Genomic DNA, 14,331 nt, shown 5'->3' on the forward strand with positions numbered 1-14,331 from the left:
CTCGTGCTCCTTGTTGGCTGGGGGTCTTGCCCGTTGACCGGGCGATCTTGTCGGTGTCCCGCCGCCCCGGGGCGGCGGGAAAGGTCATTCGGGAGTGAGGATGCTCCAGAACTTGCGGACGGGCACGGTCGAGCGCCATCCCGCGGTGGTGCCCTCGGGCATCAGGAAGACGGCGCCCGGCCCGAAGGTCCGCTCGTGCCCCGCCGCGTCGAAGACGGTGACGGCCCCGTCATGAAGCTGCATCAGCTCGTAATAGCCGTAGCGCACCGGCCGGCGCTCGAAGGGGGTGGCGCTCCAGAGCCCCGCCGACCAGCTTCCGTCCGCGCTGGCCGCGAGCGTCCGCTTGGTGCAGGAGGGCACCGGGCCCTGCAGCAGATCCGCCGCGGGCGGCGCCGAGGGCTCCTGAGGCGCCTCCCGGTCGATCCGGGCGATGGCGGGCGTGGAGGTCGCCGCGGCCGCGCCTGCCCGGCCGTTGACGATCCAGCGCGCGCCCGGGCCCGCCGTCCAGTCGAACCGCACTCCCGGCGCGATCAGGGCGATATCGCCCGCGGCAAGGCTCACCTCGAGGCCCCTGCCCCGCAGCCCGAGCGTGCCGTCGAGGAGGAGGACGACGAGGTGCCATCCGCCGCTCTCGTGCGTGCCGGCCATCTCCGCGCCCGAGGCGCGCCAGAACTCCCAGCCCGGATGATGGCTCACGGCGAGCCGCTGGCCGAGAAAGCCCGCGCCCGCCTCTCCGGCGACGGGCACCTCGCGGAGGTCGAAGACGGTGAGGCCCGTCGCGGCCGGCGGCATGAGTGTCGCGTCGGTCATGAGGCAAATCCCATCCTGTCCTTCAGCCAGTACCAGCGGATGCCGGCATTCATCACCGGCTCGCGCAGCCGGTGCCAGGCGAGCGGGCGGATCGGGGTCACGGGAAAGACCGGCTCCTCGCCGGACGCGAGGTGGTTCGCCACCATGCGCCCCAGCGCGGTCGCGAGCGCGATGCCGCGGCCGTTGTAGCCCAGCAGCACCTGAAGCCCCGGCTCGGGCGCATGCAGATGCGGCAGCCCGTCGAGGGTCAGCGCCAGCTGCCCCGACCAGCGCTGCGCGATCCCGAAGCGCGCGGCCTCGGGGAAGATCCGCGCGAGCCCCGCCTCGAGCGCGGCCATCAGGCGGCCATCCTCCATTGGCCCCACCGCCCCGCGACCGCCCAGAACCAGCCGCCCGTCGTCGGACTGGCGCATGTAGAAGGCGAGCTTGCGGGTCTCGGACAGGACCACGCCCCCCGGCATCAGCCGGGCGCGCAGGTCTTCGGGCAGGGGGGCGGTGGCGACCAGCATGCTCTGCACGGGCAGGATGCTCTGGGCGAGACCGGGCAGGAGCCCTTCGCCATAGGCATTCGTCGCGATCAGCACCCGGTTCGCGCGCACGAGCCCCTCCGGCGTGCGGATCTCCCATCCCGCGCCCTTGCGGATCAGGGAGAGGGCAGGGCTCTCCTCGAAGAGATGTGCGCCCGCCGCAATGGCCGCGCGCCCGAGGCCCCGCGCATAGGCCAGGGGATTGAGCCCGCCCGCGCGCGGATCGTGCCAGCCACCGTGATAGAGGCTGGTGCCGGTGCGCGCGGCGATCTCGTCGCGCGAGAGGATCGAGACGCCGACCCCCCGCTCCTGCCACTGGCGGGCACGGTTCAGAACCGCCGGCAGCGCGCGTTCGGAATGGGCGGCCTGGATCCAGCCCGCGCGCCGCGGGGCGCAGCGGATCCGGTGGCGCTCGATCAGGTCGAAGACCCCATCGGCCGCCCCGCCCACGAGATCGATCAGCGCCCGGCCCCGGTCGGGCCCGAACTTCTGCAAGAGGGCTTCGGGATCGTATTTCAGCCCCGGAATGACCTGCCCGCCGTTGCGCCCCGAGGCGCCGAAACCCACATGCCGGGCCTCGAGCACGAGCGGCGCAAGTCCCGCCTCGGCCAGATGCAGGGCCGTGACGAGGCCGGTGAAACCGCCGCCCACGATGGCCACATCCGTGTCCGTCGTCCCGCGCAGCGGCGGCGCGGCGAGCGCGGGTTCGTCGCTCGCGCCCCACCAGAGCGCCCGATCGAAGCTGTCGGCGCTGCGCCCCATCTCAGGCCCCGCCCCGGCCGGCGAACTGCGGATAGATGCGGCGGGCGGTTTCCTCGCCCAGCATCCCGTTCGCGATGTCGGTCTCGATCTCGGCCAGCGCCCGGTCTGCGGGCGCGCCATAGCCCGCGCCGCCGCCCAGCCGGAAGACCACGAGATCGCCCTTCTGCAGATCGCGCATGTCCTTGGAGCCCAGGCGGATGATCTCGCCGTCGCGATGGATCTCGCAGGCGCCGCGCGTGCCGGGCGTGCCCCCGAACAGCGGCTGCGGCTCGCTCCGGAACCGGTCGGAATAGAGCGCGACCGTGGCATTGTCCTTCAGGATGCGGAAGGCCTTCTGGAAGCCCGCGCCGCCGCGGTGGGCGCCGTGGCCGTAGGCCTCGGGCTCCAGCGCATAGCGCTCGACGCGGAAGAAGGAATAGTCCTGATCGATGGCCTCGACCGGCGTGTTGGCGCAGTTGGCCATCGGCATGTCGATGGCGTCGCAGCCGTTGGCGCTCGACGAGGCGCCGTAGCCGCCGCCGTAGATCTCGAGATAGACCGAGAAGCCGGTCGGCCCGAGCCACGACAGGCAGCCCGAGGTGGTGGTGTCGAAGCCGCTGGCGATCACCTGATCGGGAACGGCCTGCGCCAGCGCCTTCATCGTCGCATTGTAGGCGCGGTAGCAGATGTTCATCCGCGCCCGCACCGGGGCGGGATAATGCGGGTTCAGGATGGTGCCCTTGGGCACCTTGACCGAGATCGCGCGGCTCACGCCCGCGTTGAAGGGAATGTCGGGCGAGGTCAGGACGCTCTTCACGCAGGAGACGGTGGCCGACATGGTGGCGGCGAGCGGCGCGTTCAGCAGCGTGCGGACCTGCGCATCGGTGCCCTCGTAATCCACCTCGATCCGGTCGCCCGCGATGGTCACCTTCGCACGCACCCGGACCGGCTCCGAGCCGATCCCGTCGTCGTCGATGAAATCCTCGCCGTGATAGACGCCGTCGGGGGCGGCCGCGATGCCCGCGCGGAAGCGGCGTTCCGAATAGTTCTGGAACTCGGTCATCACCTCCATGACCTTGGCCGCGCCGTATTTGCTGCAGAGCTCGCCCACGCGGCGCGCGCCGACCCGGTTCGAGGCGATCTGCGCATCGCAATCGCCCATGGTCTGCAGCGGCGTCCGGACGTTGGCCCGCAGGAATTTCTCGAGGATGCCGCCGTTCCAGTCGCGGCTGTAGGAGAATTTCGTGGGCGGGATCACGATCCCCTCGGAATGGACGTCCCGCGCATTGGGGCTGAGGCCCGGCGAGCCGCCGCCGATATCGAGATGGTGCGCCACCGAGGCCGCGAAGCCCACGCGCTGGCCCTCGTGGAAGATCGGGCTGAAGAAGAAGATGTCCTGCAGGTGCTGGCCGCCCGAATAGGGGTCGTTGATGATGAAGAAATCATCCTCGGTCAGGCTGTCGAGGTCGTAGGTCTCGGCGCAGGCCTGAAAGACCGAGCCGATGGTGCCGAGCTGCATCGGGATCAGTTCGGCCTGCGCGATGGTGTTGCCGTCGCGGTCCAGAAGCGCGGCCGAGCCGTCGCGGGCCTCGCGCAGGATGGTCGAGAAGGCCGAGCGGATCAGCTTCTCGCCCATCTCGCGGGCGGCGGCGGCCAGCGCCTGGCTGATGACCGCGTAATCGGTGGGATCGAGCGCCATGGATCAGCCCTTCCTGCTCACGATGAAATTGTCGTTCCCGTCGCGGACCGCGGTCCAGCCGTCGGGCACCAGCGTCGTCGTCGAATAGCCCTCGATCAGCGCCGGGCCCTCGACCGGGGTGTCGGGGGCCAGCGAGGGGGCGCTCACCACCAGAACGTCGCGCGGCCCCTCGCTCGTGTGCAGCTGGGCGGTCTGGCGGGCGGGCCGGTCGGGCAGCTCCTTCTCGCTCAGAAGCGGCAGGCTCTCGATGGGCCGGGTCGCCTCGAGGCGGAAGCCCACGATCTCGATGGCCTGTCGGGCCGAGGCGCCGTGCAGATAGACCCGGTGGTGGGCCGCGATGAAATCCTCGACCAGCCGCTCGCGGGTCAGCCCTGGCAGCGCCTCGCGGTCGATGTCCACCGCGATCTCGAAGGCCTGGCCCACGAAGCGCATGTCGGCCACGAACTTGAAGCTCAGCGCGCCCGCGATGCCATAGTCGCGGAAATCGCCTTCGGCCTCGGCCACCATCTGCGCGTAGAGGTCGCGCACCACATCGGAAGCTGCCGCATCGACCGGCGTGCGGCGGGTGATCGTGTAGATCTTCGAGAAATCCGAGGCGATCAGCCCGTAGGCCGAGAGGACGCCCGCGTTCGGCGGAACGAGCACGCGGTCGAGCCCGAGCTCCTCGGCCACCTCGACCGCCATCAGGGGCCCGGCCCCGCCGAAGGGCACCAGCGCATAGTCGCGCGGGTCGTGGCCCTTCTCGGTCGAGATGAGCTGGATCGCCCGCACGATATTGGCCGCCGCCAGCCGCAGCGCCGCATTGGCCGCCTGCGGGATGCTCATGCCCAGACGTTCGGCGAGCGGGGCGAAGGCCGCCTCGGATTTCTCGCGCAGGATCTCCATCGTGCCGCCGAGGAAGGCCTCGGGGCGGATGGTGCCGCGGATCACATGCGCGTCGGTGATGGTGGGCAGCGTCCCGCCGCGGTTGTAGCAGGCCGGCCCCGGCACGGCGCCCGCACTGCGGGGGCCCACGCGCAGCATGCCGCCGTCGTCGATCCAGATCAGGCTGCCGCCGCCCGCACCGATGGTCGCGATGTCGAGCACCGGCGTGCGCACCGGCAGCCCGTCGAGCACCGTGTCGGGCGAGATGCCGGGCCGCCCTTCGGTCACGAGGCAGACGTCGGTCGAGGTGCCGCCCATGTCGAAGGTGATGAGATGGCCCGCGCCCGAGCGCGAGGCCTGCCGCGTAGCGCCGACGACCCCGGCCGCGGGCCCCGAGAAGAGGGCCGAGATCGCATTGCGCCGCATCCCGGTAACGGGCAGGCGCCCGCCGTTCGACTGCATCACCGACAGCCGCTGGCCGAAGCCGCGCTCGGACAGTTTTTCCTCGAGCCGCAGCAGATAGGCGTCGATCACCGGCTGCACATAGGCGGCCAGCGTCGTGGTCGAGGCGCGCTCGAACTCGCGGAACTCGCGGCTGACGTCGGAGGAGCAGGTGACGAAGGTGCCCGGCAGAGCCGCCTCGAGGGCCGCCTGAAGCGCCCGCTCGTGATCGGGATTGGCATAGGAGGAGAGAAGGCAGATCCCCACCGCCTGATAGTCGCCCGCGCGCAGCTGCGGCACGAGATCGGCCGCGGCCGCCTCCACATCGAGCGGCAGGATCACCTCGCCCGCGGCATCGACCCGCTCGGCCACCTCGAAACAGTCGCGCCGCTCGACCACCGGTACCGGGCGCTGGTAGCGCAGGTCGTAGATGTTCAGCCGGTCGTGGCGCTGCAGATGCAGGATGTCGCGGAACCCTTCGGTGGTGATGAAGGCGACCTTCGCCCCCTTCCGCTCGAGCAGCGCATTGGTCGCGACCGTGGAGCCGTGCACGAAATCCCGCGAGCTCTCCAGCGCAAGCCCCGCCCCTTCCACCGCGTTCATCACGCCGATGTCCGGGCTGTGCGGCGTGCTCGGCACCTTCGTCAGCACGATGCGGCCGTCCTCGACCGCCACCAGATCGGTGAAGGTCCCGCCCACTTCCACTCCGACTCGCATCGCCCCTCCCGCTTCGTTGAACATTTTGGCCGATTAAATTCATTTTTTTGCCGACCATCAACGTTTATTTTCTTTTTGATGAAGATTTCCAGATTTACTTTCAGTTTTTCCATGCTTATGCCTTGGAAACTGGCAGTTTCCCGTTGGCGCGGGGGCTCCCGACCACCTCCTGCGCTCTGCGGCGGAGCCCTGGCGGCGGCTGCCGCGTTCGTGTCCGTTCCAAACCGGAGCTTGCGCTCATGAATTCCAACCATCTGATTGGCCAGCGCCTGCGTCAGATCCGGAAGAACCTCGCCCTCTCGCTGTCCGGCCTGTCGGAACGGTCGGGCGTCTCCGTGGGGACGCTCAGCCAGCTCGAGCGCGGCCTGGGCCGGCCCTCGCTGCGCACGATCGAGCGGATCTCGCAGGCCCTGGGCGTGCCGCCCTTCTGGCTGCTCGAGATGCCCGACCAGCACAACCCCGAGCACGACCAGATGATCGTCCGCTCGGGCCAGGGCGTGCAGCTGACGGTGACCGAGCCCGGCATGACGAAGACGCTGGTCACGCCGCGCAGCTTCGATGCCATGCAGCTCATGACCGTGGTGATGGAGCCCGGCAGCAAGTCCGGCGCGGGCTTCTACCGGCACGAGGGCATCGATGTGGGCTACATCCTGTCGGGCTCGCTTAACCTCGAGGTCGACGGGCGCACCCATGTGCTTTCGGCGGGCGACTGCTTCGCCTTCGACAGCCAGCTGCCGCACCGGTTCGAGAACCGCGGCGGCAGCCGTGCCGAAGTTCTCTGGATCAACACCAAGTCCCGCCTGAACGGTCTGCCGCCGCTGGAACCTGCGACCGCCGAGCCGAGGCCCGACCCCGCCGCCTCCGGCGAGATCTAGGCCGCGATGGCGCAGGCCCGCCGCCTCGTCCGCCCTCTGGATGCCGCGGGCCTCGCGATCATGCTGGGCCTGTGCCTCGTCTGGGGGTTCCAGCAGGTCGCGATGAAGGCGATGGCGGGCGCGGCCGACCCTCTGCTGCAGGTGGCCGTCCGCTCCAGCGGGTCGGCGGTGCTGGTCTGGGCCTACAGCCGCTTCTGGCGCCGCGACCGCTGGCTTGCGGGCCTGACCTGGCGCGAGGGGCTGCTGGTGGGCGCCCTCTTCGGCGTCGAATATCTGTTCGTGGGCATCGGGCTGCGCCATGTCGGCTCGGGCCTCATGTCGATCCTGCTCTATACCGCGCCGCTGTTCGTCGCCGTGTCGCTGCATCTCACGCTGCGCGAAGAGCGGCTGACGGGGCGGCAGTGGATCGGCTGCCTGCTCAGCTTCGCGGGGGTGGTGGTGATCTTCCTGCGCCCGGGCGAGGCTTTGCGCGGCGAGGAGGGGGCGGCGCTTCTCCTCGCAGGCTCGCTCTGCGCGCTGCTCGCGGGCTTCTGCTGGGGGATGACGACCGTCGCGGTCCGGCTCACCCGGCTCTCCGGTGCGCCCTTCGCCCAGACCCTGTTCTACCAGCTTCTAGGCGGCGCGCTCTGCGCCTGGCCCGTGGTGCTGGCGGAGGGCCGGACCGGCTGGGCGGGAGGCCTCGATCTCTGGCTGCTGACCTTCTACCAGACGGTCATCGTCTGTTTCGCGAGCTACCTCGTGTGGTTCTGGCTGCTCCAGCGCTATCTCGCCTCGCGGCTCGGCGCCATGTCGCTCCTATCGCCGGTCTTTGCCGCGGCCCTCGGCGCGGCCCTTCTGCGCGAGCCGCTGACGCCGGGCTTTCTGCTGGCCACCGCGCTGATCGTGGCGGGGCTGGTGACGGTGATGCTGCACGACCGTCGCGAGCGCCCCCGCCTCCTGCCGCCGCGATAGCGGGCCACGGACGCTCCCCGGCCCGGAGAAGATGACGAAGACAGTCGCCGCCCGCCGTGGACCGCGAGGGCCCTGGTGCTGCCGGCCGGAAGTCACCGCAGATCGGGCGCCGCGGCCAGATAGGCCGCGCGGCGGCAGACGGCCCGGGACAAGAGGGTCCGAGGCCGCCTGCGGCGATCCGCCGTCTGCGCGACTCTCCCCCGGCCGTGCCATCCTGTTCGACGTGAGAAAGTGATGGCTTGCAGGTAACCCTGTCGGCGCCGCCCTCGGGGGCGCGAGCGGCTGGCAGCGCGCCCCGAGGGGCGTGAGAGCGGGGTGGCCGGTCCCGGTGCGGACCCGCCACCCTGCGCGGGCCTCCCGGATCCCCCTGGCTTCTGCAACCGCCTGCCCTCTCCCGACCTTCGAGGCTGCTTGCCGCGGCTTTTCCGTTGCCGGCCGCGGTGTTGGTGCCGCTGGACCTTCAGGAAAGTCTGGCAATTCCCTCGCCTTCCGGCAACTGTGGGCTGCGGGACGGAGAGGGTTCGGAGTGTTGTGGTTGAGATCGTCCGCGGGACGTGAAGGCGGCGCGGGCGCGCCATTGTGGCTTGTCTGGCCGCTCGCGGTGGCGGGATATGTGCTGATGGGCCGCCTCGGCCTCGTGACGGCCATGCCGCCCACCGGCGCGGTCGTGCTCTGGCCGCCGAACGCGGTGCTTCTCACCGCTCTCCTCGCCTCAGCCCCCCGCCACTGGCCCGTCGTTCTTCTCGGAGGCGTCGCAGCCGAGGTCGCCGTCAACTGGCACACGCTGCCGATCGCCTGGGCGCTGGCCTTCGGCACCGTCAATGCCGCCGAATCCACCCTTGCGGCCAGCCTCCTCAGACGCTTCTCCGATGGGCCCGTGCGGCTCGACGGGCTTGCCGCCGTCGTCCGCTTCGTGCTGCTGGCCCCGCTCGCGGCATCGGCCACCGCGGCACTGGCCGGAGCCGCGCTCATCGCTCTGCGCTTTCCCGAGGTCGATTACCTGCACACCTGGCAGGTGTTCTGGCTCGGCGACGGGTTGGGACTGCTGATCGTCGGGACGACCCTTCTCGTCTGGCTCGCCCCCCGCGCTGCACCCGAGGCGAGGATCCGGGGCCGCGGGCTCGAGGGGCTTGTCCTTGCGGCGGGCCTACTCTTCGTCTCGGTGCTGACGCTCCGCCTCGATGCCGATCTGGGCCGCCTCTACCTGCTCTTCCCGTTCCTCGTCTGGACGGCGCTGCGCTTCGGCATGAAGGGGGCCACGCTCGCCATCCTGTCGATGACCGGCGTCGCGACCTGGGCGATGATGGACGGCCGCGGCCCCTTCGTGGATCTCGCCGGGATCGATCAGGTGGCGGCGAGGCAGGTGCTGATTGCGGTGGTGGCTCTCTCCACCTTCATCCTCGCCGTGGCGGCCGACGAGCGTCGGCGGGTCACCCGGCGGCTTCTCCAGTCGGTGCGCGAGCTGGAGCAGGCCCGCTTCGATCTGGAGCGGATGAACGCGGACCTCGACGAGATCGTGACCGAGCGCACCCGCGCGCTCCGCAGCACCCTCGCCCGGAACGAGATGCTGTTGCGCGAGGTGCATCACCGGGTGAAGAACAACCTTCAGCTCATCTCGAGCCTCGTGGCGCTGCAGCGGCGCGGCGTGCAGGAGCCCGCGATGCGCGAACGGATGGCGCGGATCCAGGGCCAGATCGGCGCCATCGCCAAGACCTACGACCTGCTCCACCAGTTCGGCGCCAGCGAGACGGTGGACTTCGGCCCGTTCGTGCCGGCGCTCTGCGCCGCCATCGAGGGGGCCGAGGGCGGGCGCGCCCGCATCGAGGCCGAGCTGCAGGGCAGCGCGCAGGTCTCGGCCGACAGTGCCATCGCCCTCTCGCTCGCGCTGAACGAACTGGTGACCAATGCGCTGAAACATGCAGGCCCCACGCCCCGTATCCGCGTGGCCTGCGGCCGGGAGGGAGATGCGCTCGTGCTGCGGGTCGAGGATGACGGGCCGGGATTGCCCGAGGGCTTCGATCTGACAGCGCAGGCAGGCTTCGGCGTGCGGATGGTGGCGGGCCTCATCGGGCAGGCCGGCGGCACGATCCGCACGCTTGCAACCGAAGGCGGCGCGGCCTTCGAGATCCGCGTGCCGGTGACCGGCGCCGCCTGAGGCTCAGAGCCCGAGGCGGCGGAGACCCCGATCCGTCGCGGCCCGCAGTCCGAGCGTCATCGCCGCCAGAACCGCCAGCGCCGCGAACATGAGGTCGGTCTTCATCCGTGCGTTGGCGAGCAGCATCAGATGGCCGAGCCCCGCCGAGGATCCCACCCATTCGCCGATCACCGCCCCGATGGGCGCATAGACCGCCGCGATGCGGAGGGCCGCCGCCAGATGCGGCAGCGCATGGGGCAGCCGCAGCCACACCAGCGTCCGCCAGCGCGGCGCCCGCGCGAGCCGCGCCAGATCGAGCGCGGCCTCGGGCGTGGCGCGCAGCCCGTCATGCAGGGCCGAGGCCACCGGGAAGAAGGTGATGAGCACCACCACCGCCACCTTCGAGCCCATCCCGTAACCCAGCCAGAGCGTGAGGATCGGCGCCAGCGCGAAGACCGGCACCGCCTGACTGAGCACGAGGAGCGGGCGCAGAAGCCGCTCCACCTGCGTGGAAAGCGCCGTCGCCAACCCCGCGGCCAGCCCGATCAGCAGCCCGAGCCCGAGGCCCAGCAGGATCTCGGCCAGCGTGGCGAGACCGTTCCGCGCAAGCATCCCGCGGTTCTCCGCCAGCGCGCGCAGCACCGCGGCGGGGCCGGGCAGGATATAGGGCGGCGCGCCCGAGAGGCTCACGACCGCCTGCCAGAGCGCCAGCAGCGCGAGGCCCGTCGCGAGCGCCCTCATGCCGCAAGCCGCGCCATCAGCGCCTCGGCCTCGGCTGCAAGCGCGGGCAGCGGGCGCGGCACCGGCCCGTCGGGCAGCGACACGGGCCGGAGCCTGCCTTCCTCCAGAAGCCACACCCGATCGCCCAGCCTCAGCGCCTCGAGCGGGTCGTGGGTGACCATCAGGACGGCGGTCCCGGCGAGGCGCGCGCAGGCCAGATCCTGCATCCGCCGCCGCGTGGCGGGATCGAGCGCCGAGAAGGGCTCGTCCAGCAGCGCCAGCGGCGCCTCCTCCATCAGCGCGCGCGCCAGCGCCACCCGCTGCCGCTGCCCGCCGGACAGGCTGGCCGGACGCCGCGCCTCGAGCCCCTCGAGGCCCACCGCCGCCAGAAGCGCCCGCGCCCGCCCCTCGTCCAGAGGCGCCCCCGACAGCCGCTGCCCGATAAGCACATTGCCCAGAAGGTTCGCGCGCTCCTGCAGCAGATCCTGCTGCGCCATCCAGGCGATGCGCGGCGGCGCCGAGATCCGGCCCTCGAAGCGCGCCGCGGTGGGCAGGCCCGCGAGGAGCCGCAGGATCGTGCTCTTGCCCGCGCCGGACGGCCCCAGCAGGCAGGTCCAGCCCGGCGCGAGCTGCAGGTCGAGGTCGCGGAAGAGGGGGCGGCCCGCCAGAGTGGCCGAGCCCTCGATGCCGAACGCCATCAGTCGGCCGGGGCCGAGAGATCCATCGCCACCTCGGCCACTTCCGGCGCAGCGGGGATCAGACCCACCTCGGCCATGTAGCGCCCGAAGGCCGCGTAACGGTCCGCGTCGAGTGCCATGGGATGGGCCGCGAAATGGGGAAGCGTATCGCCCCAAGCGGCGGCGTTCAGATCGTCATCGACCTCGGCCGACCAGCCGCGGAAGATCTCCCACGCCTCTTCGGGGTGATCGGCGATGAAGCCCGCCGCGCGCTCGGTCACCTTCAGGAAGGCCACCACCTTCTCGCGGTCCATCCGGTCGGGATTGGCCACATAGATCAGCTCCTCGTAGCTCGGCACGCCGTTCTCTTCCGGCAGGAAGCAGCGGCCCTCCGACCCCGCCGCCGCGATCTGGTGCAGCTCGAAATTGCGGAAGGCTCCCGCCACCGCATCGGCCTGCCCGCTGGCCAGCGCCGGCGTCAGGGCGAAGTTCACGTTGACGAACTCCACTTCGGCGGGCTCGACCCCGTTCGTGCGCAGCATCGTGTGCAGCAGCGCCTCCTCGATCCCCGCGACCGAGAAGCCCACCTTGCGCCCCTTCAGATCGGCCAGACCCTGCACGGGGCCGTCGGCCTTGGCCATCACGCAATAGAGCGGGCTCTCGACCAGCGTGCCCACGCGCTTGAGCGGCAGCCCCTCGGCATGCTGGAGATAGAGCTGCGGCTGGTAGGTCACCGCCAGATCCGCCTGCCCCGAGGCCGCCATCTTCGGCGGATCGGCCGGATCGGCGGGGGCCACGATCTCGACCTCGAGACCCGCTTCTGCGAACCACCCCTGACGCTCGGCCACGATGATGGGCCCATGGTCGGGGTTCACGAACCAGTCGAGCACCACGGTCAGGGGCTCGGCCATGGCGGGGGCCGGCAGCAGGAGGGCCAGAAGGGCTGCGCGTTTCATGAAGGGCTCCTCATCAGGAAGAAATGGTCGGTGGGGCCGTGCCCGCTTCCGACCGAAAGCGCCTCGGCGCCGGCGATGGCGCGCGAGACATAGGTCTTGGCCGCCCGGCAGGCCGCCAGCGGATCGCCCAGCAGCGCGAGCTGCGTGGCCAGCGCCGAGGAGAGCGTGCAGCCCGTCCCGTGCGTGTTGCGCGTGTCGGTGCGGGGGCTGACCAGCCACTCCGCCCGGTCGCGGTCGAGATAGAGATCCGGGCAGTCCGCGCCCGCCAGATGCCCGCCCTTGAGCAGCACCGCGGCGGGCCCCAGCGCCAGAAGGGCGCGCGCCTGCCGCTCCATCCCGGCACGGTCGGACACTTCGGCCTCGCCCAGAAGGTCGGCCGCCTCGGGCAGGTTCGGCGTGACGATCCGCGCGAGCGGCATGAGCCTGCTGCGCAGCGCCGCCACCGCCTCGGCCGCCAGAAGCCGGTCGCCGCCCTTGGCCACCATCACCGGATCGAGCACGATGGGCGCCGCCTGCCCCGCCAGCTCCGCCGCCACCGCCTCGGTGACGGCCGCCGTGCCGAGCATGCCGATCTTGACCGCATCCACCCGCACATCGGCAAAGATCGCCTGCAGCTGCGCCGTCACGAAGGCGGGCGGGATCAGCTCGATCCCCGTCACGCCGCGCGTGTTCTGCGCGGTGAGCGCCGTCAGCACCGCCATGCCATAGCCGCCGTTCGCGCCGATGGCCTTGATGTCGGCCTGAATGCCTGCGCCGCCCGACGGGTCCGAGCCCGCGACCGAGAGGATGTTCGGGATCATGCGCGCTCCCATTCGAGCGCCAGCGCCCGGGCGGCGGCCTCCGGATCCGCGGCCGCGCCGATGGCCGAGACGATGGCCATGCCGGCCGCGCCCGCGGCCTTCACCGCGTGGGCATCCCCCGCGCCCAGCCCGCCGATGGCGACCGCCGGGACGGGTGCCGCCGCCACCAGCCGCGCAAGCCCCTCGAAGCCGATGGGAGGCGCATGGTCGGGCTTCGAGGCCGTGGCCCGCACCGGCCCCGCCCCCACATAATCGACGATCCCGAGGGGCAGCGCCTCCAGATGCTCCGGCGCCTCGACGGAGAGGCCGAGGAGACGGTCGGGCCCGATCCGGCGCCGCGCTTCGGCCACGCCCAGATCGCCCTGCCCCACATGAAGCCCCGCCGCCCCCGAGGCCAGCACCACCTCGATCCGGTCGTTCACGATGAGCGGCACGCCTTGGGCGTCGAGCGCCGCCACCAGCCGCCGCGCGAGCGGGATCAGCTCCGCGTCGGAGCGGTGCTTGTCGCGGAGCTGGACGAGCGTGGCCCCTCCCCGGACGGCCGCCGCCACCAGCTGCTCGAGACCCTCGGCCCCGTCCGGCGTCACGAAATAGAGCGAGAGGTTCATGCGGCCTCCAGCCTGGCGCCACGGTCGAGCGCCTCGGGCGACAGGGTGTGGAGCGCGTCGAGGAAAGCCACCTGGAAGCTGCCGGGCCCGGTCGCTGTCTTTGCGGCCTCTTCGCCCGCGAGCCCGAAGAAGGCGAGCGCCGCCGCCGTCGCCTCGAACGGCGGCCGGGTCGCCGCGAAGGCGCCCACGATCCCGGTCAGCGAGCAGCCGAGCGCGGTCACCCGCGGCATGAGCGGATGGCCGTTGGCGCAGCGGATGCCGCGCCGGCCGTCGGTCACGAAATCCACCGGCCCCGTCACCGCGACCACCGCGCCCGAGCTTTCGGCAAGGCGCTGCGCCGCCGCCTCGGCGGCCGCGACCGGATCGGCGCTGTCAGCGCCCTTGCCCCGGGTCTCGGCCCCTGCCAGCGCGAGGATTTCCGAGGCATTGCCGCGGATGACGGTGGGCTTCAGCGCCAGAAGCCGGGCACCGAGGCCGCGGCGGAAGGCCGTGGCGCCCACCGCCACCGGATCGAGCACCCAGGGCCGCCCGGCCGCCGCAGCACCACGCGCCGCGGCCTCCATCCCCTCGACCCAGCGGGGGCTCGGCGTGCCCATGTTGATCGTCAGCGCCTGCGCAATGGCGGCGAACTCGCCGGATTCCTCGGCGTCATGCACCATCGCGGGCGAGGCACCCGCCGCCAGAAGCACGTTGGCCACGACATTCATGGCGACGAAATTGGTGATGCATTGCACCAGCGGCGCCTCGCGCCGCATGGTGTCGAGATAGGTTCCGCAGCCGTCCATCGCTCTCCTTCCGTGACGGAGGGAGG

13 protein-coding genes are annotated in these 14,331 nt (G+C 71.5%); 3 read left to right on the forward strand and 10 right to left on the reverse strand.

Annotated features, from left to right (window positions below; all coding sequences use genetic code 11):
* Nucleotides 1–84 precede the first annotated feature (84 nt).
* From RSP_RS11495 to RSP_RS11510, 4 genes are read right to left on the reverse strand one after another with little or no spacing between them, the layout of a single operon-like run.
* Entirely contained in the window at nucleotides 85–810 is a 726-nt protein-coding gene (locus RSP_RS11495) for a cupin domain-containing protein (RefSeq protein ID WP_011338378.1), read from the reverse strand.
* A complete protein-coding gene (locus RSP_RS11500) occupies nucleotides 807–2,099 on the reverse strand; it encodes an NAD(P)/FAD-dependent oxidoreductase (protein WP_011338379.1) in 1,293 nt (430 codons plus the stop codon). Before RSP_RS11500 ends, RSP_RS11495 begins: the two co-directional genes overlap by 4 nt.
* Nucleotide 2,100: 1 nt before the next feature.
* Nucleotides 2,101–3,777 carry a hydantoinase B/oxoprolinase family protein gene (locus RSP_RS11505; RefSeq protein WP_002720819.1) on the reverse strand — a complete coding sequence of 559 codons (1,677 nt, stop codon included), beginning with the start codon at nucleotides 3,775–3,777 and terminating at the stop codon, nucleotides 2,101–2,103.
* 3 nt (nucleotides 3,778–3,780) lie between these two features.
* Entirely contained in the window at nucleotides 3,781–5,799 is a 2,019-nt protein-coding gene (locus RSP_RS11510; protein ID WP_011338380.1) for a hydantoinase/oxoprolinase family protein, read from the reverse strand.
* 239 nt (nucleotides 5,800–6,038) lie between these two features.
* On the opposite strand from RSP_RS11510, the gene RSP_RS11515 reads away from it, so the two are divergent.
* The 3 genes from RSP_RS11515 (at nucleotide 6,039) to RSP_RS11525 (ending at nucleotide 9,780) form a co-directional block, all read left to right on the forward strand.
* A complete protein-coding gene (locus RSP_RS11515; protein ID WP_011338381.1) occupies nucleotides 6,039–6,674 on the forward strand; it encodes a cupin domain-containing protein in 636 nt (211 codons plus the stop codon).
* A gap of 6 nt (nucleotides 6,675–6,680) precedes the next feature.
* Nucleotides 6,681–7,625 carry a DMT family transporter gene (locus RSP_RS11520; protein WP_011338382.1) on the forward strand — a complete coding sequence of 315 codons (945 nt, stop codon included), beginning with the start codon at nucleotides 6,681–6,683 and terminating at the stop codon, nucleotides 7,623–7,625.
* Between the two features lie 577 nt (nucleotides 7,626–8,202).
* Nucleotides 8,203–9,780, forward strand: coding sequence for a sensor histidine kinase (locus tag RSP_RS11525; RefSeq protein ID WP_227590609.1), 1,578 nt, complete (start codon nucleotides 8,203–8,205; stop codon nucleotides 9,778–9,780).
* Between the two features lie 3 nt (nucleotides 9,781–9,783).
* Here the strand turns inward: RSP_RS11525 and RSP_RS11530 are convergent, their stop codons facing one another.
* The 6 genes from RSP_RS11530 to thiM are packed head-to-tail and all read right to left on the reverse strand — an operon-like array spanning nucleotide 9,784 to nucleotide 14,305.
* On the reverse strand, nucleotides 9,784–10,500 hold the full coding sequence (locus RSP_RS11530; protein ID WP_009561875.1) for an ABC transporter permease: 717 nt from the start codon (nucleotides 10,498–10,500) through the stop codon (nucleotides 9,784–9,786).
* The gene (locus RSP_RS11535) at nucleotides 10,497–11,177 is read right to left on the reverse strand and encodes an ABC transporter ATP-binding protein (RefSeq protein WP_011338384.1); all 681 of its coding nucleotides are present in this window, start codon (nucleotides 11,175–11,177) and stop codon (nucleotides 10,497–10,499) included. The genes RSP_RS11530 and RSP_RS11535 overlap by 4 nt, the downstream gene beginning before the upstream one ends.
* Nucleotides 11,177–12,112 carry an ABC transporter substrate-binding protein gene (locus RSP_RS11540; RefSeq protein ID WP_011338385.1) on the reverse strand — a complete coding sequence of 312 codons (936 nt, stop codon included), beginning with the start codon at nucleotides 12,110–12,112 and terminating at the stop codon, nucleotides 11,177–11,179. The genes RSP_RS11535 and RSP_RS11540 overlap by 1 nt, the downstream gene beginning before the upstream one ends.
* Nucleotides 12,109–12,912 carry a bifunctional hydroxymethylpyrimidine kinase/phosphomethylpyrimidine kinase gene (gene thiD / locus RSP_RS11545; protein ID WP_011338386.1) on the reverse strand — a complete coding sequence of 268 codons (804 nt, stop codon included), beginning with the start codon at nucleotides 12,910–12,912 and terminating at the stop codon, nucleotides 12,109–12,111. The genes RSP_RS11540 and thiD overlap by 4 nt, the downstream gene beginning before the upstream one ends.
* A complete protein-coding gene (gene thiE, locus RSP_RS11550) occupies nucleotides 12,909–13,520 on the reverse strand; it encodes a thiamine phosphate synthase (protein ID WP_011338387.1) in 612 nt (203 codons plus the stop codon). Before thiE ends, thiD begins: the two co-directional genes overlap by 4 nt.
* Entirely contained in the window at nucleotides 13,517–14,305 is a 789-nt protein-coding gene (gene thiM / locus RSP_RS11555) for a hydroxyethylthiazole kinase (protein ID WP_011338388.1), read from the reverse strand. Before thiM ends, thiE begins: the two co-directional genes overlap by 4 nt.
* Between the last annotated feature and the right edge of the window lie 26 nt (nucleotides 14,306–14,331).

This window comes from Cereibacter sphaeroides 2.4.1 (assembly GCF_000012905.2).
Lineage (GTDB): Bacteria > Pseudomonadota > Alphaproteobacteria > Rhodobacterales > Rhodobacteraceae > Cereibacter_A > Cereibacter_A sphaeroides.

Coding starts and splice junctions, on each gene's coding strand:
- RSP_RS11495 (WP_011338378.1), bottom strand. CDS start 810: ATGACCGACGCGACACTCATGCCGCCGGCCGCGACGGGCCTCACCGTC.
- RSP_RS11500 (WP_011338379.1), bottom strand. CDS start 2,099: ATGGGGCGCAGCGCCGACAGCTTCGATCGGGCGCTCTGGTGGGGCGCG.
- RSP_RS11505 (WP_002720819.1), bottom strand. CDS start 3,777: ATGGCGCTCGATCCCACCGATTACGCGGTCATCAGCCAGGCGCTGGCC.
- RSP_RS11510 (WP_011338380.1), bottom strand. CDS start 5,799: ATGCGAGTCGGAGTGGAAGTGGGCGGGACCTTCACCGATCTGGTGGCG.
- RSP_RS11515 (WP_011338381.1), top strand. CDS start 6,039: ATGAATTCCAACCATCTGATTGGCCAGCGCCTGCGTCAGATCCGGAAG.
- RSP_RS11520 (WP_011338382.1), top strand. CDS start 6,681: ATGGCGCAGGCCCGCCGCCTCGTCCGCCCTCTGGATGCCGCGGGCCTC.
- RSP_RS11530 (WP_009561875.1), bottom strand. CDS start 10,500: ATGAGGGCGCTCGCGACGGGCCTCGCGCTGCTGGCGCTCTGGCAGGCG.
- RSP_RS11535 (WP_011338384.1), bottom strand. CDS start 11,177: ATGGCGTTCGGCATCGAGGGCTCGGCCACTCTGGCGGGCCGCCCCCTC.
- RSP_RS11540 (WP_011338385.1), bottom strand. CDS start 12,112: ATGAAACGCGCAGCCCTTCTGGCCCTCCTGCTGCCGGCCCCCGCCATG.
- thiD (WP_011338386.1), bottom strand. CDS start 12,912: ATGATCCCGAACATCCTCTCGGTCGCGGGCTCGGACCCGTCGGGCGGC.
- thiE (WP_011338387.1), bottom strand. CDS start 13,520: ATGAACCTCTCGCTCTATTTCGTGACGCCGGACGGGGCCGAGGGTCTC.
- thiM (WP_011338388.1), bottom strand. CDS start 14,305: ATGGACGGCTGCGGAACCTATCTCGACACCATGCGGCGCGAGGCGCCG.